Source organism: Micromonospora chokoriensis, from assembly GCF_900091505.1.
Taxonomy (GTDB): domain Bacteria; phylum Actinomycetota; class Actinomycetes; order Mycobacteriales; family Micromonosporaceae; genus Micromonospora; species Micromonospora chokoriensis.
Map to the genome: position 1 here is coordinate 826,136 of NZ_LT607409.1, position 22,614 is coordinate 848,749.

A 22,614-nucleotide genomic window follows, 5' to 3' on the forward strand; every position below is an offset into this window, starting at 1 on the left:
AGCGAAGCGGGACGGAGGCAACGCAATGCGCCCAGTACGCTTCGTCGCCCTCTCCGAGGACGGCCATGCCCTGGTTCTCGCCGACGAGGTCGGGCGGTTGCTCGCGCTGCCGATCGACGAACGGATCTCCGGCGCGCTGCACGCCGAGCCGGGCGCACCGCCGCTCGCGGTGGCGCCGACCGCGGCCGACCCGACTCCCTCACTGTCCCCTCGGGACATCCAGGCCCGCATCCGCTCCGGCGAGTCCGCCGAGGATGTGGCCCGGATCGCCGGCGTGCCGGTCGACCGGGTGCTGCGATACGCCGGCCCGGTGTTGCAGGAGCGGGCGATGCTCGCGCAGCACGCCCGCCGCACCCGCCTCAAGGGAGCGGAGAAGCCCACCCCGCTCGCCGAGGTGGTCAACGGCCGGTTGAGCCAGCACGGCATCGACACCGAGAAGATCTCGTGGGACGCATACCGGCGTGACGACGGCACCTGGCGGATCATCGCCACCTGGCCGTCCGGCAAGGCCACCGCGCAGGCCGTCTGGGATCTCGACAAGACCCGGCAGCAGGTCACCCCGCACGACGACATGGCGCAATACCTGTGCGCGGAGCGGCCCACGCCGATCCTCGGCCAGGAGCCGGCGCCTGAGCGGGGCGGGCACGGCCTGCCCGGTCCGTCGCGTGGTGAGCCGAGCCGTGGTGGGCACGGCCTGCCGGCGGCCTCCGAGCACCCGCGCCCCGGCCGGGATCCCATCCGGGCCGGCCGCGACGCGCTGCTCGCCTCGCTGGACCGTCCACTCGGCGCGTCGTCCGGCCGTGGGCTGGAGCCACGCACTCCGGCTGCTCTCGCCGGGTCGGACGCCCCCCGGCAGCGGCCGGTCGGTGGGGGCGCCGCCGCGCTGCTCGGCGGCGGCCAGGGGTCGGCCTTCGACGACGACTCGGACGCGCCCAAGGAGGTGCCGGCCGTGCCGTCGCTGGCAGTGCTACGGCCTCGCCGGACGGGCGCCGCGGCGGCGGCTGCCGGCGGTGGCGAGTCCACCGACGCGAACGGCAAGCCGCGTAAGCGGTTGCCCAGCTGGGACGACGTCCTCTTCGGCAGCGGCCCGGCAGCGCGCGAGTCCTCCTGACGCTTCGCGTTGACGGGTGGCGGTTCACCACCCGTCAACGCGGGACAGCCGGCTACACCGACTGCCGGTCGTGCTTCTGGTGCGGCGCGGCGACCTCGCGGACGGCCTCGGCAACCGCTCGGAAGTCCTTCTTGAGGATTGCGCCGTGGTTGCTGGTGACCTTCGCCGCGATGCGGATGTGCGGGTTGCGGGCGATGGTCGTGTCGAGATCGGCACGGATTTTCTCCTGCTCGTCGCCCCGGCTGCCCAGCGACGCCCCGGAGGCGACCACGTACCGCACCGGAACGGCGATGGCGTCGAGCACCGGGCCCAGCTCGCTCGCACGGGAGAGCCTGCCCAGCTCGATGTTGCTGTTCGCCATCTGTTCGGCGTTCATCCGTGGGGTCAGACCGGTCGGGCGTAGCAGCGGCATGAACAGGTTCAGCCGCCGGAACAGTTTCCTGATCCGCTGCTCTATCGCCTCGTCGAGCCAGTCGGATGGGAAAGCGCCGTCGACCAGGACCACCCCGAGCGCCCGCTCCGGGTTCCGGTTGGCCCAGTGCGCGCCGACGACCGCCCCGTACGACCAGCCCACCACCATCGCCTGGTCGACGCCCCGGGCTGCGAGGACGGCGTCGACATCCCGCACGGCGGCCTCGAACGAGTAGTCTGCCGAGCGTTTCGACTTCCTGCCGCGGGCCCGCTCGTCGTAGCTGATGTGCCGGAAATCTGCGCCCAGTTCGGCGATGACCCGCCGCCAGTAGCCCTGGGTGGCGAACTGGCCGTTGAGGTAGATCACGGGGATTCCGGGACCGCCGGTGTCGGTGACGGCCAGGGCCGTGTCGTCGACCGGCACCATGCCGGTCCAGGTCGAGCTGGTGGAGATGGTCATGTCGTACTCCTGTCGCGTTGGGGGTTCGATCGAGCTCAGCGGCTGCGGGCGGTGATGTCGCCGTACGAGGTGGTAGCCCGGATGTCGAGTGTGGTGCTCCCGTCGTTCCTGAGGGAGTTGGTGATCCGGCCGGAGCCGGTGCCCCCGTCCAGGGCGGCCGACACACCGGCGGCGGCGGTGACCGAGATGTCGCCGGACTGAGTACGCAGCACGACGGTGCCGTGCACGGCTTCGGTGATCCGGATGTCGCCCCGTGCGGTGCTGATCTCGGCGGGTCCGTTGAGCCGGCCGATCTCGACGTCGCCGTCGATCGCGGTGAGGCGGACGCTCGCCGCCTCATCGATCTTGATCTGGCGGTACGCGCCGTCGAAGGTGATGTCGGCGAGGCGTCCGACGCTACGAAGCTCGGCGGCGGCGGACGTGGCCTGGATGCGGGAGTCGGCGGGCAGCCGGACGGTGACCTGCAGGGATCCGGACGGGCCGAGGAGGGCGTTGCCGGGCGTCGCGGCCGTGATCCTCAGGACGCCGTCGGCGTACGTGACGGTGGTCCGCTCAGCGGCCCTGCTGTCACGGTTCTTGGCGGGGTCGGTGGGCAGCACCTCGACGGTGGTGTCGGAGCGGTCGGCGGCGATGACCTGAACGCGCCCGGCGGGGATGTCCAGGACGGCGGAGATCGGGGTGGGGGTGTCGAAGGTCTTCATCGGGCTCTCCCGTGTTGGCGCGTCGTTTCTGATGCTGGAAACGCTACGTTGCTTTCCATTTCAGGGCAACAAGCTTGTTGCATTCTCATGTCAAACATCCAGTTCAGAGCACCTAAATCGTTGCGTCGACCTGCCGTCTAATGCAACGACGACGCCTCACCTTGTTGCAATGGATGAGAAGTTAACGCTATGGTGGGGGCGTCTTGGACCGCCTGAAGGAGCACCGAGGGAGATCGCGATGCCGGGAGGCAGGCTCAGCCAGCAGGAACGCCAGCAGATCGCGCTGGGGCTGGGCGACAGCCTCCCCTACGCGGAGATAGCGCGGCGGATCAACCGTCCCACCTCGACGGTCACGCGGGAGGTCATGCGCAACGGCGGCCCCACCGCGTACCGCGCCGATCTGGCCCACCGCGCCACCGAACGCCGCGCCCACCGGCGCAGGCAGGTCTCCGCCGGTGCGGAGTCGGTTCTCCAACCGCGTGGACGGGACGCCGAGGCGGTTGCCGAATACGAGGAAACCTTCACCACAGTCCTCATGGCGTCGGGCCTGACCAAGATGGCGGCCCGCGTGCTGACCTGCCTGTACACCACCGACGCGGGCAGCCTCACCGCCTCCCAGCTCGCCCAGCGGCTCCAGGTCAGCCCGGCGTCGATCTCCAAAGCGATCACGTTCCTGGAAGGCCAGAGCCTGGTCCGCCGGGAACGCGACGAACGTCGCCGCGACCGCTACCTCGTCGACGACGAGCTCTTCTACCAGGCCACCATCACCAGCGCCCGCGCCAACGACCAGCTCGTGGAGACAGCGCGGCGGGGCGTCGCCCTGCTCGGCCCGCACACCCCCGCCGCGGCCCGCCTGGAGAACATCGCCCGCTTCCTCGACTTCATCAGCGAGAGCATGGTCCGCGCCGCCGAACAGGCCCGCGAGATCCTCCACACCAGAGCGGAGAGGACAACCGGCGACGCTGCCCGACCACGTCCCGGCCAGGGATGAGAATGGTCGTCAGGCCGGTCGCGTCGCGGTCAGAGCGGCCAGGCGGCGAGTCGCTCGTAGCGTGCCGGCCGCGCGTCGAGGTGGCTGCGCACCAGCAGCAGCTCGGGCACCGGCCACTCCGGGCCCTGATAGTCGTCGAGGTTCGCCCGGTCGGCCTCGACATCGGCCGGGGTCATCCGGTCGCCGGGCCGGGCGACGGTGAGGTGCGGCCGGAACGGCTTCTCGTCGTACGGCAGCCCGGCGTGCCGCAGTCGGGCCCGGATCTCCCCGGCCAGCACGTGCAGGGCCTCGACGTCACCCCGTAGGTCCACCCAGAGCACCGTGGACCGACCCTCGCCGAACCGGCCGCCGCCGCCCAGACTCAGCCGGGGCGGGGCGTCGCGGCCGTCCCGGAACCACGCGGTGGCCAGCCCGAGCGTGCTCTCCACCTCGACCAGCCGGGCGGCCTCGACCGCACCGAGGAAGGCCACTGTGACATGCAGGTGGGCCGGCTCGGCGAGCCGGACGTCGACACCGGCGGCGGCCGCCGCCGTGACGCGCAGCCCGGTCAGCCGAGCGCCGAGATGGTTGACCGCCGCAACGGACGGGTCGACCGCGACGAACAGCCGCACGCTCAGCGGTGCCGCTGCCAGTGCCCGGCCCTCGCCGCCGGCAGGCTCAGCCCGGCGGCGTGCAGCACACCCTCCACCCGGACCCGCTCGATCTCCTGGTCGACGCCGTCCAACTCGCCGAGGTGCTCGGTGATGTCGAGGGCTCGGCAGGCGAGGCGAAGACGATCGTCGTACGCCTGGAGCAGCGCGCCGTGCCAGACCATCGGTCGGCCGGGGCCACCGAGTCGCTGACCGCCCAGCCGCCGCAGATCGGCGGCGAGCTGTTCCAGGGGCCGACGGTCGATGCGGTCGAACGCGCTGAGGTCGATGTCCCGGGTCAACGCGTCGGCCTCGACGGCCCGGTCGAGGCGCTCGATGGTCCGCCTCTCCCGCCGGCGCTCACGCCACTCGGACCAGCCGCAGACCATCCGGTCGAGAATCTCGTCGTAGCAGAAGAGCAGGGCGAACACCGCCGGAAGACTGGCCATGGCGAGCAACGCCAGGGTCAGCATCAGCGCGCGTTCGACTCCCACACATCGACGCTAAGCCCCTTCGTGCCCCCTCGCCAGCGGTTTGCGCGCATCCGCGCCATCCGCCGAAGACGGCGCGGATGGCGCGGAAAGCGCGGAGCACCGGTCAGCAGTCGGCGGACGTGACGTAGAAGCGGGGCATCGGCAGCACCCGGAAACGCAGCCGGGCGCCGGAGCGGCGCAGCTGCCAGGTGAGGGCGACGAGCGCGGCGGCCAGCGAGATCAGCCCACCCATCCAGATGCTGGCGCCGGCGCCGAAGTGTTCCGCGACCCAGCCGATCAGCGGCGCGCCGACCGGGTTGGTGCCCAGGAACACCAGCACCCACAGCGCCATCACACGGCCTCGGAAGGCCGCGTCCACACCCAACTGGACCCGCTGGTTGGCGGCCTGGGCGAAGAAGACCATGAAGAAGCCGGTCGGCACCAGCAGGGCCACGACCAGCCAGTACGTCGAGGCGAGACCGACCAGGGTGCCGAAGCTGGCGCAGGCGATCGCCGCACCGAGGACCAGCCAGACCGACGGCCGGCTGCGCCGACCGGTGCCGCTCAGAGCACCGCCGAGCGCGCCAACCGCCAGCGCCGTGCTGAACAGGCCGAAGGAGGCGGCACCGGTGTGGAAGACCGTCTTCGCCAGCGCGGCCAGGGTGAGCTGGAAGTTGAACAACGACATGCCGATCACCGACATGACAGCCATCGGCAGCAGCAGGTCGGGGCGACGCCACACGTACCGCAGCCCGTCGACCACCTTCGCGGACGCCCGCTCGTCGCGCGGCAGCAGGGCCTCGCGGTGCAGGTCGGCCGTGCGCATCCGGACCACGTTGACCAGCGGCGCGACGGAACTGAGGGCGGTGAAGAGGAACACCGGGCCGACGTCGAACGCGGCGATGGCCAGGCCGGCGACGGCCGGGCCGACGATCCGCGCCGAGTTGAACACGGCCGCGTTCAGCGACAGCGCGTTGGGCAGCAGGGGCGTGCCGACGAGTTCGGAGACGAACGCCTGACGGACCGGGGTCTCCACGGCGTTGGCGGTACCGAGCAGTGCGGCGAAGGCGAAGACGTGCCAGAGCTGCACCAGGTCGGTGAGGACCAGCACGGACATGCCGAGCGCCAGCAGGCTCCAGAAGGCGTTGGCGACGAAGAGCAGCACCCGCTTGTCGTACCGGTCGGCGAGCCTGCCGGAGAACAGGGTGAGCAGCAGCACCGGTGTGAACTGACACGCGGTCACCACGCCGAGCGCGGTCGCCGAGTTGTCGGAGAGGTCGAGGACGAGCCAGTCCTGGGCGATGAACATCATCCAGACGCCGATCAGTTTGATCAGCTGCCCGGATGCGAAGAGGCGGTAGTTGCGGACCTGTAGGGACTGGAACATCGTGCTCAGCTTGGCCTGCACTCTTGGTGCGCCTCCTTCAGGGCGTACGCGTCATCGACAGGTGACGGCACGGACCCGGTGGCGCGGGCGCGGCTCAGGCGCGAGCGAGCTGCTGGAGAATCTGGGCGGCCCTCTGCAGGGTCTCCCGTTCGTCCTCGTCGAGCGCGGCCAGCCGGTGGGCCAGCCATTCGTCGCGGGCCCGCTCGAACTGGTCGAGCACGGCCTGCCCCCCTTCGGTCGCCGCGAGGATGACCTGCCGGCCGTCGGTCGGGTGGGGTGTCCGCCGCACGAGGCCGCGGTCCTCCAACTTTCCGACGATCTTGGTCATCGTCGGTGGCTGCACCCGCTCGACGTCGGCCAGTTCCCTGGGCGTCAGCGCGCCCGCCAGCCGCAGGCTGGTGAGCGCGGAGACCTGGGTGACTGTGAGGTCGCCGACCGGTCGGGCCTGGCGGACCCGCCGGTTGAGTCGGGTGATCGCATCACGCAACTGGGGAGCCAGTCGCGCCGGTGGCACGCGTTCCGCCGTCACCGTCCGCTCCATCACGTTAGTTAGCTTAACTAATGAGCCTGGCTAACGACATCTCATATGACCAGGCTCACGAGGACATTGGTGCAGTTCCGGGCGGGGAATCCCGGTCGACTCCCCGCCCGGACGACCGTCAGAGCACCAGGGACTCGATCGGCCCGCGCAGGAAGTACAGCACGAACAACGCGGCCACCCCGTACAGCAGCGGGTGGATCTCGCGGGCCTTGCCCTTCGCCAACTTGACCACCACGAAGGTGATCAGGCCGGCGCCGATCCCGTTGGAGATCGAGTACGTGAACGGCATCAACACGATGGTGAGGAACGCCGGAATGGCGATCTCGTAGTCGGACCAGTCGATCGTCCGCACCGCGGTCATCATCAGGAAACCGACCACCACCAGGGCCGTCGAGGCCGCCTCGAACGGCACGATCACCACCAGCGGCGCCAGGAACATCGCCAGCAGGAACAGCACGCCGGTGACCAGGTTGGCCACACCGGTCCGGGCGCCCTCCGCGACACCGGCGGCACTCTCGATGTACGACGTGTTGCTGGACGTGCTGGCCGCGCCACCGGCCGCAGCGGCGATCGAGTCGACGAGCAGGATCTCCTTGGCCCGAGGTGGGGTGCCCCTCTCATCGAGCAGGCCACCCTCCTGGCCGACGGCCACCATCGTGCCCATGGTGTCGAAGAAGTCCGTGATCAGCAGCGTGAAGACGAACATCAACACGACGACCCAGCCGGCCCGACCCCACGAGTCGAGCACGTTGAACGTGCCGAGCAGCGACAGGTCGGGCAGGTCCACGACCGTCTTCGGCAACTCCGGCACGTTCAGCGACCAACCCTTCGGGTTGGGTTGACCGTTGACGAACGACGGGCCGATGTTGCCGATCGCCTCCACGATCACCGCCAGCACCGTCGAGGCGAGGATGCCGATCAGGATCGCGCCCCGCACCCGGCGGACCACCAGCACCAGCGTGATCAGCAGGCCCACCACGAAGACCAGCATCGGCCAGCTCACCAGCTTGCCGCCGATGCCCAGGCCGACCGGGACGGTGGTGTTGGCCTCGTCCGGGATCCGCCGGACGAACCCCGCGTCGACCAGGCCGATGATGGTCAGGAACAGACCGATGCCCACACCGATCGCGGTCTTCATCTGGGTCGGCACCGCGCGGAACACAGCAGTCCGCAGACCGGTCAACACCAGCACCGCGATGATCACACCCTCGATCACCACCAGGCCCATCGCGTCAGCCCAGGTCATCTCGGGGGCGATCTCGTACGCCACCAACGCGTTGACACCCAGACCAGCGGCCAGCGCCAACGGGAACCGGCCGACGACACCCATCAGGATCGTCATCAGACCGGCGACCAGCGCGGTGGCGGCAGCCAGCGCGGGAATCGGGAGGGACTTGCCGTCACCGTCGACGGCACCACCCAGGATCAGCGGGTTGAGCACCACGATGTACGCCATCGTGAAGAAGGTCGCCAGGCCACCGCGTACCTCGCGGCTCATCGTCGAGCCACGGGCGGAGATCTCGAAGAACCGGTCGAAGCCATTACGCGGTTGAGCGGGGTTGGGAGGTGTGCCGTTCTCGGGCGGCGCTACTGCCATCAGGTCCTCGCAGGTGATCTTCCGGTTGTCGCGCGCATCGTCCCAGATCAGCGACGGGCAGGGGAAGTCAGTCGCGTACGCTTGCCGAATGCCGAACGAGCAGCCCCCGCGGCCCGCGCCGCTGGACCCGCCGATGGTGCCGTTCGCCCTCGCCGGGTTGATCGCGTGGGCGGTGGCCGGGCTGGTCCTGCTGATCTTCTTCCGGGGTTGGCTGACCGACAACGGTCACCAGAACTGGCTCTGGACCTGCCTCGCCGGTTTCCTGTGGGGCTTCCCGGGGCTCGCCGTCATGATGCGGCACGACGCCAACCGACGCCGACGCCGCGCGCGCTGACGATCAGGAGTGCCCGTACGGCTCCGCCGGCTCGGCGTTCTCCACCGAGCCGGGGGCACGGCTGACCGACATGGCCTCCACCGCGCTGTCGTCGTACACCGTGGGTAGTTCTTCGACGGCGGTCTCGGCCGCCTCGATGAGCGTCTCGGAGTGCGCGCCGCAACCGTGGTCGGCGCTCACCACCCGGCCGTCGTCGGGGGCGAAGAAGTTGCCGCACGCACCGAAGGCCTGCCGCATCGCACCGGCCAACGGCAGGTAGAAACCGCAACTGCCGCAACGGGCAGCGGCTGGCGCGGCGGCGGAGATCGGAGCGTCGGGGCCGTGGTCGCCGTCGTACCAGCGCTGCGCCGCCTCCATGCGGCCCTCGCGGGAGAACACCCGCGCCCGCCCGAGGCCCAACTCCCACGCGGTCTCCTCGACCGCCGGGTCGTCGGAGAGCAGGTAACCGGGGACCAGCCGGTCGTCGTCGGGCGGAGTCGGCAGCAGGTCACCTGGACCCAGGTCGCCCGGCTTGAGACGCTCCTGCCAGGGCAGCCAACCGGGCGCGAGCAGCGCGTCGGGCCCGGGCAGCAGCACCGTCTCGCAGATGGTCACCTTCTTGCTGCGCGACACCCGGGTGACGGTGACCGCCCACCGCCAACCCCGGTAACCAGCGAGGCGGCATTCGAAGTAATGGGTGACCAACCGTTCACCTTCGGCCACAACCTGCAGGTGGTCACCGACATCGTCGGCGTCGACCTCGGTGATGCCAGCACGGGCCACCTCGACGGCGGCGGCGCAGACCTGGTCGAGACGGGCGGCACGGGTGGAGGCGGGCCTGGTCACCCGACCATTGTTCCCCATGCGCCCCGCATGGGTGACAGGGACTCCCGGGGAACCTTTCCGCGCAGTGGTGTGGGCGCACTCGCACCAGATGGGCGAGGATGGTGCACATGCCGTCGTACTCCCGCTCCGAGCGATCCCTCCTCGGGCGGACGGTCGGCACCGGCATTCGCGCCGTTCGTCTGCTGTTCCGCGGTTCGGTGGGCAGCGGTCGCTGGGTGACCCGCCGGGCCGGTCGGGCCCGGGCCCGGGGCGCCGGCGGCGAGGTCGGCATGGTGCGCCTGTTCGACCTGCACGCGCTCTCCTGCGCCGGTGACACCCTGATCGCCATCGGCCTGGCCGGGACGATCTTCTTCAACGTTCCGCTGGGCGAGGCCCGCAGCAAGGTCGCGCTCTACCTGCTGGTGACCATGGTGCCGTTCGCCATGCTCGCCCCCGTGGTGGGCCCGCTGCTCGACCACTTCCGGCACGGCCGGCGGTACGCGCTGGCCGCGACGATGCTGGGCCGCGCGTTCCTGGCCTGGTTGATCTCCGACTACATCCATGGCTTCGGGCTCTATCCGGCCGCGTTCGGGGTGCTCGCGCTGTCCCGGGCGTACGGCGTGGCCCGGTCCGCGGCCGTGCCTAGGTTGCTGCCCGAAGGTCTCGGTCTGTCCCAGGTGGGAGCCCGGGCCAGTGTGTACGGCACGGTCGCGGGCGCGCTTGTCGCTCCGATCGGGTTGGCCGCGTTCTGGTTCGGGCCGCAGTGGCCGCTGCGCGTCGCGTCGGTGATCTTCCTGGTCGGCATGGTGATCTCCCTGCGCCTGCCGCCGAAGGCCGACTCGGAACCACCGGAGCGGGTTCCCCGGCCACTGCGCGCGCTGGGTCGCCACCGTGGCGACCGACCGCTGGGCCGAGGTCGGCCCAGCGGCCGCCTGGTGATCGCCACGCTGATCGGCGCCGCGACGCTCCGCGCGGTATACGGCTTCCTGCTGCTCTTCCTCGCCTTCGCAATCAAGAAGGGCGACCTGACCACTGTGGCGTTCGGCCGGGATCTGGGCGCCGAGTGGGCGTTGGGGGCGGTCGGCGGCGCACTCGCGGTCGGCACGTTCCTGGCCACCGCCATCGGCACCCGTCTGCGCATCCACCGGCCGGCCGCCATCCAGTCCAGCAGCATGATCATCGTGGCTGGCGTGGCGGTTCTCGCCGTCATCCAGTTCTCACTGGTGATGGTCGCCCTGCTCTGCCTGGTCGCGGCCCTGGTCAGCGGTATATCGAAGCTGGCCGTGGACGCCTCGATCCAGGAGCGCATCCCGGAGCGGCTGCGGGCGAGTTCCTTCGCCCATTCGGAGACGGTGCTGATGCTCGCCTTCGTCGCCGGTGGGGGGCTGGGGCTGGTCCCGTTCAACGGTCGGATGGGCATCGCGGTCGCCGCCGGGGTCGGCGTCCTGGCCGCGATCCGGGGTGTGCTGGTCGCCGCCCGACTGCGGGGCGAGAAGCTGGCCGGCCGACCACTCGGTGACGACGAGCTGACCGGGGACGAGCCGGCCGACGAGCCCGCTGATGTCGCGCCCACCTCGCCGGCCCCGACCCAGGCCACCTCGCCACGGTACGACGACCCGAGCCTCGCTCCTCCCGGCTATCACATCTACCGGCCGTCCTCGGCGGTCGGCGGCCCGGGTGGCGGGGCGGACGACGAGACCCGCCGCGAATCCCCCGGCTCCGTCTCGTGACCGGTCTGCTGGTGGTGACGGCGGTCCCCGCCGAGGCGGACGCGGTCCGCGCCGGCCTGACCGACCACACCGTGACCGTGACGCCGGTCGGCGTGGGCCCGGCTGTCGCCGGCGCCGCCACCGCCCGCCTGCTGGCGCTGGCCGAGGCCGCCGGCCGCCCGTACCGTGCGGTGATCAGCGCCGGCGTCGCCGGTGGCTTCACCGGGCGGGCCGAGGTCGGCGACACCGTGCTCGGCACCGCCAGCATCGCCGCCGATCTGGGTGCCGAGTCACCGGACGGCTTCATCCCCGTCGACGAACTGGGAATGCCGCCGGCGATGCTGGGCGTCGGCGGCGTGCTGCCGACCGACGCGAGCCTGCTGGCGGCGCTGCGGGCCGCACTCCCGGCGGCCACGACCGGGCCGGTGCTCACCGTCAGCACGGTCACCGGCACCGAAGCCAGCACCGACGAGCTACGCCGGAGGCATCCGGAGGCGGTCGCCGAGGCCATGGAGGGGTACGGGGTGGCGGTCGCCGCCGCTCAGGCCGGGGTGCCCTTCGCCGAGCTGCGGACCATCTCCAACCCGATCGGCCCGCGCGACCGAGACGCCTGGCGGCTACGCGAAGCCCTCGCCGCTCTGACCACGGCGGCGCCGGCGCTGCGCTGAGCCGGCCGACGGCTCACTCGTAGCTCTGCCGCCCGGGACGGCCCAACCGCAACGCGGCGGGACGCCGGGCCTCGATCTTGAAGCCGCACGCCAGCAGCAGGTCGATGCCCGCACCCTCGGCCAGCGCCGCCACATCCTCGACACCCGCCCCACGCATGTCGGTGAGTAGGGCCGTGACCAGCCGACGCCCGAGCCCCAGCCGCCGGTACCGGGGGTCGACGAGCACGCCGTCGAGCACCATCTCGCGCTCGGCCTCACCGGGGTGCCATTCCCCGTGCTCAAGGTGGGGACTGCGCTCATGGGCCCGCAGTTCCCCGACCAACTGCCCGTCGGGCAACTCGGCGACGTACCGCCAGCAGGTGGCCGGCAGATCGCCGACCAGTCGGCGGACCTGGGCCGTCCGACGAACCTCATCACCCCACCGCCGGTTGTCGCGGTAACGGCGGTTCAGCTCGTACGCCGCCGGTGGCAGCGGAAGCGGATACCGCTGGGGCGGCAGCCTGTACCACTCCGCCCACCAGGCACCCGGCCAGTCCCGAGGCTCGTGCACCGGCCAGACGTCCAGGTGGGCCGGGTACCGCCTCCCGGCCTTGTCCCGCATGTCGTCGTGCGGAACCGGGGTCGGCCCGGTGACGGCAGGGGCCGTCGACACGCCGACGGCAACCTCCCCACCCGCTGCCGTGACGAGCCGCTCCACCGTCCGGAAGCGGGGATCGGCAGCGCGCCCCGACTCGATCCGTGCCAGCGTCGGCTGCGGCACCCCGGACCTCTCGGCCAACTCCCGTTGGCTGAGATCGGCGCGACGGCGCAGCGCTCGGAGAGCTCGGCCGAGATCAGCCTCGCCGGTTCCATCCGGGCAGTCGGTCACCTCGGTCTCCTCGGTCACGGGTCGATGTTCCCGGCTGAGCGCGGCTCTATCAACAGCCACACCAGGGCTGTGGATAACCCTGTGGAAAAGTTCCCGGGCCGGTGGACGACACCTCACAACGCCCCTTTGGAGGTGAATCGTTTGTGGCATCACCGCGCCGACCCTCATCTCCGTGACCGCGGTTCGCGCGGCGCGGCCCATCGGCGCGGCATGGTCCCACCCGGCCCAGCCCGGCGCGGCGCGGCGCGGGTTCGGCACAGCGCGGCGCGGGTTCGGCACAGCGCGGCCGGCTCTGGAGCAGCCCCGCCCGACGCGATTCGTTTACGACATCAGCTCCAAAGGCAGCCTGAGGCACGTGCGCCGCTGGCGTCGTCGACCGTCTTCGCCACCGCCGACCGGCCAGGCCCGATTCCACCAGGCCGCGCCAAGCCCGGCCAGGCCAAGCCAAGCCAAGCCAGGCCAGGCCAAGCCTGCAAGCCGTTGCGGATCACAGTGGGCGGGGTGGGCACGGGCCTCGGGGCGGGGGCAGGGCTAACGTGAGGGGCGTGGCGCTCTCCCTGGCGATCTCGCCCTGCCCCAACGACACGTTCGTCTTCCACGCGCTGGTGCACGGACGAGTTCCCGGCGCACCGCCGGTCGAGGTGACCTACGCGGACGTGGACGTCACCAACACGGCGGCCGAGCGGGGCGCCTTCGACCTGGTCAAGGTCAGCTTCGCGGCGCTGCCCTGGCTGCTCGACGACTACCACCTGCTGCCCTGCGGTGGCGCACTCGGTCGTGGCTGTGGCCCGCTGGTGCTGACCAGGGGCGACCGCACCGACCTGACCGGCGCGACGGTGGCGGTGCCGGGCGACCGAACCACCGCGTATCTGCTGTTCCGGCTCTGGTCGGCCGGGCAGCCGCCGGCCCGGATCGAGGTGGTTCCGTTCCACGAGATCATGCCGGGCGTCGCGGCCGGGCGTTACGACGCTGGGCTGGTCATCCACGAGGCCCGGTTCACCTACCACCGGCACGGTCTGAGCGCGCTCGTCGACCTCGGCGAGTGGTGGGAGGCCGACACCGGCCTGCCCATTCCACTCGGTGCGATCCTGGCCCGACGCGGTGCGATCGACCCGGAGGCCGCAGCGGGCTGGGTCCGCGAGTCCGTCCGGCAGGCGTGGGCCGACCCGGCCGCCAGCCGGGAGTACGTGTTGGCGCACGCCCAGGAGATGGAACTCGACGTGGTGGACCGGCACATCGGCCTCTACGTCAACGAGTTCACCGCGGACCTGGGCGAGGCCGGCTTCGCCGCGGTGGCGGCACTGCTCGACCGGGCCGCCACCGCCGGCCTGGTGCCTCAGACCTCCAGCTCGCGCGCCACAGCGTGGACCAGCTGAGCGATCTTCTGGGCGGTCTTCTTGTCCGGGTACCGGCCCCGACGCAGGTCGGGCTGGACCTTCGCCTCCAGCACCTTGATCATGTCTTCGACCAGGCCGTGCAGCTCCTCGGCCGGTCGACGGCGCAACTCCGCCATCGACGGCGGCGCGTCGAGCAGCTTGACTCCCATGGCCTGTGCGCCCCGGCGGCTGTCCACCACGCTGAAGTCGACCCGTTGGCCACCCTTGAGGTCGGTGACACCCGCCGGCAACGCCCCCTTGGGCAGGAACACGTCCCCGCCCTCGTCACTCGTGACGAAGCCGTATCCCTTGGCCGTGTCGTACCACTTCACTCGACCCGTAGGCACCTGAAAACCCCTGCTTCACTTGAGCCGCTACTGCTCCAAGGCTAGCTGGATCATGCCGTCGAGTGCCGCTGGGAATTCGGTGAGCCGGTCCAGCACCACTTCCGCCCCGGCCGAGCGCAGCTCATCCCGCGAGCACGGGCCGGTCGCGACCCCGATGCCGGGCACCCCGGCCGCTGCCGCCGCCACCATGTCCGCCACATGGTCACCGACGTAGTGGGTGGCGCCGTGCTCGCGCAGGGCGGTCGCCTTCTGCTCGGCGAACAGGTCACCGGCCAACTCGTCGACCTCGAGACCGAGGTGGTCCAGGTGCAACCGGGCCAGCCGGCCGATCTTGGATGTGACGACCAGCACCCGCCCACCCCGCGCACGGATCGCGTCGATGGACTCCCGCGCGCCGGGTAGCAGGAGCGTCGGGGTGATCGCGTACGCCGGGTACAGCTCGCGGTACACGAGCACGGCCGACTCGACCTGCTCCGGTGGGAACCAGTGCGCGATCTCGGTGCGCAGCGGCGGTCCGAGGCGGGACACCGCCAGCTCGGCGTCGATCGGCACACCGGTCTTCGCGGTCAGCGCGCGGTACGCCGCGGCGATGCCGGGGCGGGAGTCGACCAGGGTCATGTCGAGATCGAATCCGACGGTCAGGGCGGGCATGCCGAAAAACGTACCCGGCGACTCCCGTCCGGCCGAACGTCCGAGGGGCGCGGAAGCCCGCTGCCGGGCTAGCGTGGAAAGACGATGACCACCTCACTCGCCGACCACCTGCGGTCGCTGCCCGACGAGTCACTGGCCGCGCTCCTTGCGCTGCGGCCCGACCTCGTCGTGCCCGTGCCGGCCGACGTCTCCGCCCTGGCCATCCGAGCCCAGTCCCGGGTCTCGGTGGCGCGCGCGCTGGACGGGCTGGACCAGTTCACCCTTCAGATCCTCGACGCCGCCCGCCTCACCCGGAACCCGGACGACGGCACCACGGCCACCGACGCCGTCCTGGCCATGGCGACCTCCGGGCCGCATCCGCCGGCTCCGACGGCCGTCCGGGCGGCGGTGGGTCGGCTGCGCGCGCTCTTTCTGCTGTACGGCCCGGAGCACGCGCTGGAGGTGGTGCCCGCCGTCGACGAAGTCGCCCCGTACCCCGCTGGGCTCGGCCGGCCGGCCGCGGAGCTGGACCCGCGCACGGCCGCGCTCTGCGCGGACCCGGCGAAACTGCGTCGGACGCTGCTCGCCGCCCCGCCGTCGGCCCGGGCGATCCTGGACCGGCTGGCTGCCGGCCCGCCGGTGGGCAGTGTGCCCCCGGGCGCGTTACAGGCACCACCGCTCGGCGCGGAGGACCCGGTGCTCTCCGACCCGACCAACGGTGGCGCACCGACCGGCTCCCCGGTGCGGTGGCTCGTCGACAACCGGCTGCTGGTCCCCGTGACCACCGGATCGTCGACGGCCGGCGGCACGGTGGAACTGCCCCGCGAGGTCGGGTTGCTGCTGCGCCGCGACAGTGGCCCTCTCGGCCCGCTGCGCACCAGCCCGCCGCCGGTCGCCGGCGCGCCACGCGAACCGAAGGCCGTCGACTCGGCCGGCGCCGGGCAGACGATGGAGGTGGTCCGGAACGCCGAAGGGCTGCTGGAGCAGCTCGCCGACGAACCCGCGCCGGTGCTGCGCTCGGGCGGCATCGGGGTACGGGACCTGCGGCGGTTGGCGCGCACCGCCGGGCTGGACGAGCCGACGACCGCCCTGCTGCTGGAGGTGGCGTACGCGGCGGGGCTCCTCGGCGAGTTGGAGACGCCGGGTGCGGCCACCGGCCGGTACGGGGTCGATCAGCAGGTGCTGCCGACCGGCGGGTACGAGGTGTGGCGGGCCGCCTCACTGGCCCAGCGCTGGGAGCAGTTGGCCCGGGCCTGGCTGACCATGACCCGGCAGGTGGGGCTGGTCGGCCGCCGGGACGACCGGGACCGACCGATCACCGCGCTGTCCTCCGAAGCCGAACGGGCGAGTGCTCCGGGCGTCCGGAGGGCCGTTCTCGGTGTGCTCGCCGACCTGGAGCCGGCCACCGCACCCACCCCCGACGAGGTGCAGGCCCTGCTCGACTGGCGGGCGCCACGACGCAGCCGGGGCCGGGACGCCGCGCACCGGGAGGTGCTGGCCGAGGCCGCGCAGTTGGGTGTCACCGGGCTGGGTGCGCTCACGTCGTACGGTCGGCTGCTGCTGGGTGACCTGACGTCGACCGACGAGCGCGGCGGGGAGGATCCGCTGGGCGTGCACGCGGACGTCGAGAGCGGCGACCCGTCGAGCACCGCCCGGGCGTTGGACGCGCTGCTGCCCGCACCGGTCGACCACTTCCTGGTGCAGGCCGACCTGACGGTGGTGGTGCCCGGCCCACCCGAACCGGCGCTCGCCGCCGAGTTGGAGGCGATGACCGAGTTGGAGTCGGCCGGCGGGGCCAGCGTGCACCGGGTCACCACGTCGAGCGTGCGGCGTGCGCTGGATACCGGCTACACGGCCGACGACCTGCACGACGTGTTCCGGCGGCGGTCGCGTACCCCGGTGCCGCAGGGCCTCACCTACCTGGTGGACGACGTGGCCCGCAAGCACGGCGGGCTGCGGGTCGGTCTGTCCGGGGCGTACCTGCGCAGCGACGACGAGACCCTGCTCAGCGAGGTGCTGGCCGACCGTCGGCTGGAGTCGTTGGCGCTGCGCCGGCTCGCGCCGACGGTGCTGTGCACGCAGTACCAGGTGGGTCGGTTGCTGGGTGCGCTGCGCGACGCCGGGTACGCCCCGGTGCAGGAGGACGGCACCGGCGGGACGGTGCTGGCCCGGCCACGGATCCGGCGGGCCCCGGCCCGGGTGTCGGTGACCACCCGGTCACTCGACCCGCTGACCGCTCCGAAGCTGCCCATGCCACGGCTGCTCGGTGTGGTGGAGCACATCCGGCGGGGTGAGGCGGCGGCGCGGGCGGCCCGGCGGGCGCCGGCGGTGGTGCGTGGCGGTGCGGCGGGGCTGGGTGGCGGTCCGGTGCCGGCACATGCGCACAGCGACGCTCTGGCGGTGCTCCAGCAGGCGGTGCGGGACAAGGCGCTGGTCTGGGTCGGTTACGTCGACGCGCACGGGGCGACCGCGTCCCGCCTGGTGAAGCCGGTCTCGATCGGCGCCGGCTACCTGCGGGCCGAGGACGAACGGACCGAGATGCTGCACACGTTCGCGCTGCACCGGATCACCGCGGCGGTGCTGGCGGACTGACCGGCTCGGGTCGGGCGACCGGCAGCGCGACGCGGGCGCTGTCGGTCAGCGGCGGCTGCGGCGGACGGTGCCGACCACCGAGATGATCAGAAGTAGCGCGAAGCCGGCGCCGGCCGACTCCCCGACCGAGTCGACGAAGCCCTGCCGCAGCACCAACCATCCGAAGAGGAACCACCCGAGGAGGAGTGTCGCCGCGACGGCGTACGCGATCACCGTCGCTCGGGACACCTCGTCGGGTGGTGCCTGCTCGTGTTCCGTCATCACGTCGCGGTCGACCGTCATGCCCAACCTCCCCGCCCGGTCCGGCCCTGGACTCCCAGGGTGACACTCGTTGGACCGGTCGGACAGGGGTTGAACCCCGATTCGCGCCCGTGTCGGTCAGGTGCCGGGGTCTGGTCTGGGTGTGACGGTGCGGGTGGGTTTGGGCTTGGGTGTGGCGGAGGTGGGTGCGACCGGCGGGAGCCGGTCGCGCTGGTCCGGACCGGGCGCGCCGCTCGCCCCCGTTGCCTTATCCGCCGCACCGGCTGGGGCGGCTCCCCCGCCACCACTCCCACCGGACTGCGGATCGAACGTGCACGCACCGGAACCGACCAGCACGACCACCAGCAGGGCGACCAGCCGGGAGGTGTTGCCGAAACGCTTCATGGCACCTCCCCAGAGAATCGCCCCTTTGCTAGACGTTCGTGAGTGCCGTCACGGTTGCACCTGGTGAGCAACTTTCTTGGGAGATCCCGCCCCGTGCAACACTGGATGGTCGGCCATCTGCGGGTATGCGACCCGCCCGAGCCGAAGACCGACCGAGGAGAGGACGCTGGCGTGAGCGGTGGACCACTGATCGTGCAGTCGGACAAGACCCTGCTGCTGGAGATCGACCACCCCGACGCGCAGGCCTGCCGGATGGCGATCGCGCCCTTCGCCGAGTTGGAGCGCTCGCCGGAGCACGTGCACACGTACCGGCTGACGCCGCTGGGTCTGTGGAACGCCCGGGCGGCGGGGCACGACGCCGAGGGTGTGGTCGACTCGTTGCTGAAGTACTCCCGCTACCCGGTGCCGCACGCGCTGCTGGTGGACGTGGCCGAGACGATGGACCGGTACGGCCGGCTCCAGCTCGCCAACGACCCGGCGCACGGGCTGGTGCTGCGGGCGCTCGACCGGCTGGTGCTGATCGAGGTGGCCAAGAGCAAGAAGCTCGCCGGAATGCTCGGCGAAAAGATCGACGACGACACCATCCGGGTGCACCCGTCCGAGCGTGGTCGGCTCAAGCAGGCGTTGCTCAAGTTGGGCTGGCCGGCGGAGGACCTGGCCGGTTATGTCGACGGTGAGGCGCACCCGATCGAGCTGGCCGAGGCCGGCAAGGACGGGCGCAAGCCGTGGACGCTGCGGTCGTACCAGCGGGAGGCCGTGGAGGCGTTCTGGGCCGGCGGGTCGGGCGTGGTGGTGCTGCCGTGTGGCGCCGGCAAGACCCTGGTCGGCGCGGCGGCGATGGCCGAGGCGAAGGCGACGACCCTGATCCTGGTCACCAACACGGTCGCCGGTCGGCAGTGGAAGCGGGAGCTGATCGCGCGCACGTCGCTGACCGAGGAGGAGATCGGGGAATACTCCGGCGAGCGCAAGGAGATCCGCCCGGTCACCATCGCCACGTACCAGGTGCTCACCTCGCGTCGCGGTGGCGCGTTCACCCACCTGGACCTGTTCGGGGCCCGCGACTGGGGCCTGGTCGTCTACGACGAGGTGCACCTGCTGCCCGCGCCGATCTTCCGGTTCACGGCGGACCTCCAGGCCCGCCGTCGGCTGGGCCTGACGGCGACCCTGGTACGCGAGGACGGCCGCGAGGGCGACGTGTTCAGCCTGATCGGCCCGAAGCGGTACGACGCACCGTGGAAGGACATCGAGTCGCAGGGCTGGATCGCTCCGGCGGAGTGCACCGAGGTCCGGGTGACCCTGACCGACGCGGAGCGCATGTCGTACGCGACGGCGGAGGCCGAGGAGCGTTACCGGATGGCGGCCACCGCCCGGACGAAGCTGCCGGTGGTCAAGGCGCTGGTCGAGCGGCACCCGGAGGACCAGGTGCTGGTGATCGGCGCGTACATCGACCAGCTGCACCAGCTCGGCGAGTATCTCGACGCGCCGATCATCCAGGGTTCGACCACCAACAAGGAGCGGGAGCGGCTCTTCGACGCGTTCCGGTCCGGCGAGCTGCGCACGTTGGTGATCTCGAAGGTCGGCAACTTCTCGATCGACCTGCCCGAGGCGGCGGTGGCGATCCAGGTGTCCGGGACGTTCGGGTCACGCCAGGAGGAGGCGCAGCGCCTGGGCCGGGTGCTGCGGCCGAAGGCCGACGGCCGGCAGGCGCACTTCTACACGGTGGTGTCCCGGGACACGATCGACACCGAGTACGCGGCACACCGGCAGCGCTTCCTCGCCGAGCAGGGGTACGCGTACACGATCGTCGACGCCGACGACGTCCTCGGCCCGAAGCTGCCGACCGTCGACTGAGCCCTCGCGCGACCTTGATCGACTCGGTTTTCAGGAAGTCGCGGTATCCGCGGCGCTGTGACGCCCCGGCTTTCTGGAACCCGAGTCGATCAGCGCGGTGGGACACTTTTCGTTACGTCTGAATAGTTACGTCTGAACTGAAACTGTCCAAGATCTCAACGATTTCGCGCGCCGGTGTGGTCCAGCAGGCAACGAGCGTCAGCGCTTGCGAGGGCTTCGCGACCAAGGCCCCGCGCCCCGGACGGCCAACGAGCACGCCCTCTTCCCGCAACCAGGTCAGCTCCGACCGGCAGCACTCAGCGGAAGGAGCGGTTGGACGAGCACCGCCAGTCGACGATCGTGGCCGGGTCGGCGGCGCCGGCCCCGCCCTTACGGCGTCGGGGGTGGGCAGCGGTCGGGGAGGGTCACCTGGCCGGGGCGGTGGTCGAAGGTGTCCATCGTGAACCACTCGTCCAGCTCGGGGTCGAAGAGGTTCTGCAGGCCGAACTGGAGCACCTGCCACCACCGGGTCGGGTCGCGCTGGTCGACGTAGATGTCACCGAGCGCGAGCGGGAACCGGAAGAACTCCCCCGGCACGGTGGATCCTCCGACGACCCCGACCCGCCAGTGGTCGACGTGCCGGTCCTTGTCCCCCTGCAGGATCTCCGGCCCGACGAAACGGGACGTCTTCAGCTTGTCGTTGAAGATCTGCCGGTTGAAGAACCCCGGGACCTTGCTGCACTCGCGCGGCGGGAACAGCGGGATGTTCGGCCACTTGTAGGTGAGCGTGTAGAGCGTGTTCTCGTAGATCAGGTTCGTGAACCAGATCGGATGCTCCGGGCCGCCGGCGACCATCTGACTGTTGCCGTCGCGGCCCTGCCAGGTGAACGGCACGTCGATGCCGAGGTCGCGCACGACGTACCGGCCGGTGCCCTGGAAGTCCGCCGGCAACTGCGGCGGGCGCGGCTCGGTCGGCGCGGGCGTCACGTCGCCGTCCGCCTGGGCCGCGCGGGGCAGTGGCGCGGCGGCCGGGCCGGGTGCGACCACGCCGAGGGCGAACAGCGCCCCAGCCACCGCCGCAACCACAACCCGAGGTGTACGCCTCGACGTCATCTGCCCTCCGCCAGTGTCGAAAGTGGCCGGCGCCCCGGCCGCGCCTGCCTCCGGCGAAGCGTAGGAGCAGGGCAAACGTGGGAACGGGCGGAACGGGTGGCCTCCACCGGACGGGTGACGCACACGTGCGGCTCTGATCGCATCGGCTCTCGGTAAGTCGCGGTATCCCGGGCACGTTGACGCCCCGGTTTCACGAAGACCGAGTCGAACTGTCGTACCCTCGCGCAGCTCCACCGCGCCGGCTACCGGCGTGCTGCCGGCCGCGACCGTGACGGCCACCGTCGCCGCGGTGCCCCAGGTGGTCGGGTTGGCGGTGACGGTCATCGTCGGGACCTGATCAACCGAGCTGTCGAGCGGCGACACACACTGCACCCACTCAGGCGGCGCGGAGCTTCCGCAGGAGACTCTGGAGGCCCAGCAGCGCCTCGACCTGCGAGGGTGCCAGCCAGGAGAGCGATGGGAACTCGGCACAGGTGGCGACGAACTCCTGGTCATCGGCCGACCAGGTGACACGGTATGTGTAGTGCGTGATCTCGGGACGGGCATCGGGGTGCATCACTGGCCTCGTTGTCGCAAGAATGGCACTAAATCCAGTACCATCGCGGTCGGCGGTCAGAGGACGCGGGTCACCCGTTCGGCGGCGACGATCGCGTCCCGCCGCGCCGGGTCGAGGTTGGCGCTGATGACCACTGACGCGCCCGCGGAGAGCGGCGCGAGCAACCACTTCAACGGCTCCTCGTGCTCGGCCGCGTCGACCAGCAGCCGGTCACCGGCACGCAGGTCCAGCACCTCGGCGATGCCCTGGGCGATGGCGCCCCACTGGCCGTAGGTGGTGCCGTCCGCGGTGGCCGGGTCCGACGGGTGGATGGCGGTGTGGTCGGGCGTGGTGTCGGGGTGGCGAAGCACCTCGGCGGACCAGTCCAGCCAGCCCAACGGCACGTCCGCCAGCGGACCGGGCCCGGTGCCGACGAGGTAGCGGTGTGGCGCGTCCGGCACGTCCTCCAACCAGTCGTCCTGCCGCTGCGGCGTCACGAGAACCGCGTCGAACGGCCGGTCACCGCCGGGCTCCAGCACCGGCAGGCCCGCCGTGGCGCGCGGCCGGAACGACACCGCCAGGCCGCAGGCCCACGCGCCCAACAACACCGCTGCGGTACGCCAGTGCGGCGGCAGCAGCACCGCTACGCGGCTGCCGGGGCCGAGCCCGCAGCCGTCCCGCAGCAGGCCGGCGCTACGCGCAGCCCAGGAACCGACCTGCTGGGCGGTCAGGTCGACGCGCTCGCCGGTCGCCTCGTCGCGGTAGCTCAGCATCGGGCTCTCGATGGCGGTGGGCGGGACCGTCAGGTCGGCCGTGACGGTTGGCTGCATCCGCGTGCTCCCGGTGGTGACGACGTCGGCAC

Annotated in this window: 24 protein-coding genes; 8 read left to right on the plus strand and 16 right to left on the minus strand. The window is 71.6% G+C overall.

Annotated features, from left to right (window positions below; genetic code table 11):
• Positions 1 to 25: 25 nt before the first annotated feature.
• A complete protein-coding gene (gene sepH / locus GA0070612_RS03830) occupies positions 26 to 1,111 on the plus strand; it encodes a septation protein SepH (protein ID WP_088986661.1) in 1,086 nt (361 codons plus the stop codon).
• 52 nt (positions 1,112 to 1,163) lie between these two features.
• Here sepH and GA0070612_RS03835 read toward each other — a convergent pair whose 3' ends face one another.
• Together GA0070612_RS03835 and GA0070612_RS03840 are read right to left on the minus strand one after the other, a co-directional pair.
• Positions 1,164 to 1,982 (minus strand): alpha/beta hydrolase, encoded by an 819-nt coding sequence (locus GA0070612_RS03835; RefSeq protein ID WP_088986662.1) that lies wholly within the window; start codon positions 1,980 to 1,982, stop codon positions 1,164 to 1,166.
• 35 nt (positions 1,983 to 2,017) lie between these two features.
• On the minus strand, positions 2,018 to 2,683 hold the full coding sequence (locus GA0070612_RS03840; protein WP_088986663.1) for a DUF4097 family beta strand repeat-containing protein: 666 nt from the start codon (positions 2,681 to 2,683) through the stop codon (positions 2,018 to 2,020).
• A 238-nt stretch (positions 2,684 to 2,921) separates the two neighbouring features.
• Here GA0070612_RS03840 and GA0070612_RS03845 point away from each other — a divergent pair, with 238 nt between their 5' ends.
• A complete protein-coding gene (locus tag GA0070612_RS03845; protein WP_088986664.1) occupies positions 2,922 to 3,674 on the plus strand; it encodes a helix-turn-helix domain-containing protein in 753 nt (250 codons plus the stop codon).
• Between the two features lie 29 nt (positions 3,675 to 3,703).
• On the opposite strand, the gene thpR is transcribed toward GA0070612_RS03845, so the two are convergent.
• The 5 genes from thpR to GA0070612_RS03870 form a co-directional block, all read right to left on the minus strand.
• The gene (gene thpR / locus GA0070612_RS03850; RefSeq protein ID WP_088986665.1) at positions 3,704 to 4,285 is read right to left on the minus strand and encodes an RNA 2',3'-cyclic phosphodiesterase; all 582 of its coding nucleotides are present in this window, start codon (positions 4,283 to 4,285) and stop codon (positions 3,704 to 3,706) included.
• Positions 4,286 to 4,287: 2 nt separating this feature from the next.
• The gene (locus GA0070612_RS03855; RefSeq protein ID WP_088986666.1) at positions 4,288 to 4,797 is read right to left on the minus strand and encodes a hypothetical protein; all 510 of its coding nucleotides are present in this window, start codon (positions 4,795 to 4,797) and stop codon (positions 4,288 to 4,290) included.
• Positions 4,798 to 4,900: 103 nt separating this feature from the next.
• Positions 4,901 to 6,184, minus strand: a complete 1,284-nt coding sequence (locus GA0070612_RS03860; RefSeq protein ID WP_088986667.1) for an MFS transporter — start codon at positions 6,182 to 6,184, stop codon at positions 4,901 to 4,903.
• Positions 6,185 to 6,257: 73 nt separating this feature from the next.
• Positions 6,258 to 6,707 carry a MarR family winged helix-turn-helix transcriptional regulator gene (locus GA0070612_RS03865; protein ID WP_197699303.1) on the minus strand — a complete coding sequence of 150 codons (450 nt, stop codon included), beginning with the start codon at positions 6,705 to 6,707 and terminating at the stop codon, positions 6,258 to 6,260.
• 115 nt (positions 6,708 to 6,822) lie between these two features.
• Complete coding sequence (locus GA0070612_RS03870) at positions 6,823 to 8,301, minus strand: NCS2 family permease (protein WP_088986668.1); 1,479 nt, start codon at positions 8,299 to 8,301, stop codon at positions 6,823 to 6,825.
• A gap of 88 nt (positions 8,302 to 8,389) precedes the next feature.
• On the opposite strand from GA0070612_RS03870, the gene GA0070612_RS03875 reads away from it, so the two are divergent.
• Positions 8,390 to 8,635: a DUF2530 domain-containing protein gene (locus tag GA0070612_RS03875; RefSeq protein WP_088986669.1), complete on the plus strand. Its 246-nt coding sequence runs from the start codon at positions 8,390 to 8,392 to the stop codon at positions 8,633 to 8,635.
• A gap of 3 nt (positions 8,636 to 8,638) precedes the next feature.
• Here the strand turns inward: GA0070612_RS03875 and GA0070612_RS03880 are convergent, their stop codons facing one another.
• The gene (locus GA0070612_RS03880) at positions 8,639 to 9,478 is read right to left on the minus strand and encodes a DUF3027 domain-containing protein (RefSeq protein WP_088986670.1); all 840 of its coding nucleotides are present in this window, start codon (positions 9,476 to 9,478) and stop codon (positions 8,639 to 8,641) included.
• Positions 9,479 to 9,567: 89 nt separating this feature from the next.
• On the opposite strand from GA0070612_RS03880, the gene GA0070612_RS03885 reads away from it, so the two are divergent.
• Together GA0070612_RS03885 and GA0070612_RS03890 are read left to right on the plus strand one after the other, a co-directional pair.
• Positions 9,568 to 11,169 (plus strand): MFS transporter, encoded by a 1,602-nt coding sequence (locus tag GA0070612_RS03885; protein WP_088986671.1) that lies wholly within the window; start codon positions 9,568 to 9,570, stop codon positions 11,167 to 11,169.
• Positions 11,166 to 11,816: a futalosine hydrolase gene (locus GA0070612_RS03890; RefSeq protein WP_088986672.1), complete on the plus strand. Its 651-nt coding sequence runs from the start codon at positions 11,166 to 11,168 to the stop codon at positions 11,814 to 11,816. Before GA0070612_RS03885 ends, GA0070612_RS03890 begins: the two co-directional genes overlap by 4 nt.
• Before the next feature lie 13 nt (positions 11,817 to 11,829).
• Here GA0070612_RS03890 and GA0070612_RS03895 read toward each other — a convergent pair whose 3' ends face one another.
• On the minus strand, positions 11,830 to 12,702 hold the full coding sequence (locus GA0070612_RS03895; RefSeq protein ID WP_231924459.1) for a helix-turn-helix domain-containing protein: 873 nt from the start codon (positions 12,700 to 12,702) through the stop codon (positions 11,830 to 11,832).
• A gap of 527 nt (positions 12,703 to 13,229) precedes the next feature.
• On the opposite strand from GA0070612_RS03895, the gene GA0070612_RS03905 reads away from it, so the two are divergent.
• Positions 13,230 to 14,060 carry a 1,4-dihydroxy-6-naphthoate synthase gene (locus tag GA0070612_RS03905; RefSeq protein WP_088986675.1) on the plus strand — a complete coding sequence of 277 codons (831 nt, stop codon included), beginning with the start codon at positions 13,230 to 13,232 and terminating at the stop codon, positions 14,058 to 14,060.
• Here GA0070612_RS03905 and GA0070612_RS03910 read toward each other — a convergent pair.
• Together GA0070612_RS03910 and GA0070612_RS03915 are read right to left on the minus strand one after the other, a co-directional pair.
• Complete coding sequence (locus GA0070612_RS03910) at positions 14,021 to 14,407, minus strand: cold-shock protein (protein ID WP_088986676.1); 387 nt, start codon at positions 14,405 to 14,407, stop codon at positions 14,021 to 14,023. The genes GA0070612_RS03905 and GA0070612_RS03910 overlap by 40 nt on opposite strands.
• Before the next feature lie 27 nt (positions 14,408 to 14,434).
• Entirely contained in the window at positions 14,435 to 15,058 is a 624-nt protein-coding gene (locus GA0070612_RS03915; RefSeq protein ID WP_088986677.1) for an HAD family hydrolase, read from the minus strand.
• 84 nt (positions 15,059 to 15,142) lie between these two features.
• Here GA0070612_RS03915 and GA0070612_RS03920 point away from each other — a divergent pair, with 84 nt between their 5' ends.
• Entirely contained in the window at positions 15,143 to 17,629 is a 2,487-nt protein-coding gene (locus GA0070612_RS03920; RefSeq protein WP_088986678.1) for a helicase-associated domain-containing protein, read from the plus strand.
• A gap of 45 nt (positions 17,630 to 17,674) precedes the next feature.
• On the opposite strand, the gene GA0070612_RS03925 is transcribed toward GA0070612_RS03920, so the two are convergent.
• Positions 17,675 to 17,911 (minus strand): hypothetical protein, encoded by a 237-nt coding sequence (locus tag GA0070612_RS03925; RefSeq protein WP_088986679.1) that lies wholly within the window; start codon positions 17,909 to 17,911, stop codon positions 17,675 to 17,677.
• Positions 17,912 to 18,007: 96 nt separating this feature from the next.
• Positions 18,008 to 18,274, minus strand: coding sequence for a hypothetical protein (locus tag GA0070612_RS03930; protein WP_197699304.1), 267 nt, complete (start codon positions 18,272 to 18,274; stop codon positions 18,008 to 18,010).
• Between the two features lie 171 nt (positions 18,275 to 18,445).
• On the opposite strand from GA0070612_RS03930, the gene GA0070612_RS03935 reads away from it, so the two are divergent.
• The gene (locus GA0070612_RS03935; RefSeq protein ID WP_088986680.1) at positions 18,446 to 20,125 is read left to right on the plus strand and encodes a DNA repair helicase XPB; all 1,680 of its coding nucleotides are present in this window, start codon (positions 18,446 to 18,448) and stop codon (positions 20,123 to 20,125) included.
• A 369-nt stretch (positions 20,126 to 20,494) separates the two neighbouring features.
• On the opposite strand, the gene GA0070612_RS03940 is transcribed toward GA0070612_RS03935, so the two are convergent.
• The 3 genes from GA0070612_RS03940 to GA0070612_RS03950 form a co-directional block, all read right to left on the minus strand.
• On the minus strand, positions 20,495 to 21,178 hold the full coding sequence (locus GA0070612_RS03940) for a hypothetical protein (RefSeq protein ID WP_088986681.1): 684 nt from the start codon (positions 21,176 to 21,178) through the stop codon (positions 20,495 to 20,497).
• Positions 21,179 to 21,593: 415 nt separating this feature from the next.
• Positions 21,594 to 21,773, minus strand: a complete 180-nt coding sequence (locus tag GA0070612_RS03945; RefSeq protein WP_231924460.1) for a hypothetical protein — start codon at positions 21,771 to 21,773, stop codon at positions 21,594 to 21,596.
• A gap of 56 nt (positions 21,774 to 21,829) precedes the next feature.
• Positions 21,830 to 22,582, minus strand: a complete 753-nt coding sequence (locus GA0070612_RS03950; protein ID WP_088986682.1) for a TIGR03089 family protein — start codon at positions 22,580 to 22,582, stop codon at positions 21,830 to 21,832.
• Positions 22,583 to 22,614: the final 32 nt, after the last annotated feature.

Bases quoted from the DNA above. Each gene is read 5' to 3' on its own strand.
- sepH (WP_088986661.1), top strand. From the start codon at position 26: ATGCGCCCAGTACGCTTCGTCGCCCTCTCCGAGGACGGCCATGCCCTG.
- GA0070612_RS03835 (WP_088986662.1), bottom strand. From the start codon at position 1,982: ATGACCATCTCCACCAGCTCGACCTGGACCGGCATGGTGCCGGTCGAC.
- GA0070612_RS03840 (WP_088986663.1), bottom strand. From the start codon at position 2,683: ATGAAGACCTTCGACACCCCCACCCCGATCTCCGCCGTCCTGGACATC.
- GA0070612_RS03845 (WP_088986664.1), top strand. From the start codon at position 2,922: ATGCCGGGAGGCAGGCTCAGCCAGCAGGAACGCCAGCAGATCGCGCTG.
- GA0070612_RS03870 (WP_088986668.1), bottom strand. From the start codon at position 8,301: ATGGCAGTAGCGCCGCCCGAGAACGGCACACCTCCCAACCCCGCTCAA.
- GA0070612_RS03875 (WP_088986669.1), top strand. From the start codon at position 8,390: ATGCCGAACGAGCAGCCCCCGCGGCCCGCGCCGCTGGACCCGCCGATG.
- GA0070612_RS03880 (WP_088986670.1), bottom strand. From the start codon at position 9,478: ATGGGGAACAATGGTCGGGTGACCAGGCCCGCCTCCACCCGTGCCGCC.
- GA0070612_RS03885 (WP_088986671.1), top strand. From the start codon at position 9,568: ATGCCGTCGTACTCCCGCTCCGAGCGATCCCTCCTCGGGCGGACGGTC.
- GA0070612_RS03915 (WP_088986677.1), bottom strand. From the start codon at position 15,058: ATGCCCGCCCTGACCGTCGGATTCGATCTCGACATGACCCTGGTCGAC.
- GA0070612_RS03920 (WP_088986678.1), top strand. From the start codon at position 15,143: ATGACCACCTCACTCGCCGACCACCTGCGGTCGCTGCCCGACGAGTCA.
- GA0070612_RS03925 (WP_088986679.1), bottom strand. From the start codon at position 17,911: ATGACGGTCGACCGCGACGTGATGACGGAACACGAGCAGGCACCACCC.
- GA0070612_RS03930 (WP_197699304.1), bottom strand. From the start codon at position 18,274: ATGAAGCGTTTCGGCAACACCTCCCGGCTGGTCGCCCTGCTGGTGGTC.
- GA0070612_RS03945 (WP_231924460.1), bottom strand. From the start codon at position 21,773: ATGCACCCCGATGCCCGTCCCGAGATCACGCACTACACATACCGTGTC.
- GA0070612_RS03950 (WP_088986682.1), bottom strand. From the start codon at position 22,582: ATGCAGCCAACCGTCACGGCCGACCTGACGGTCCCGCCCACCGCCATC.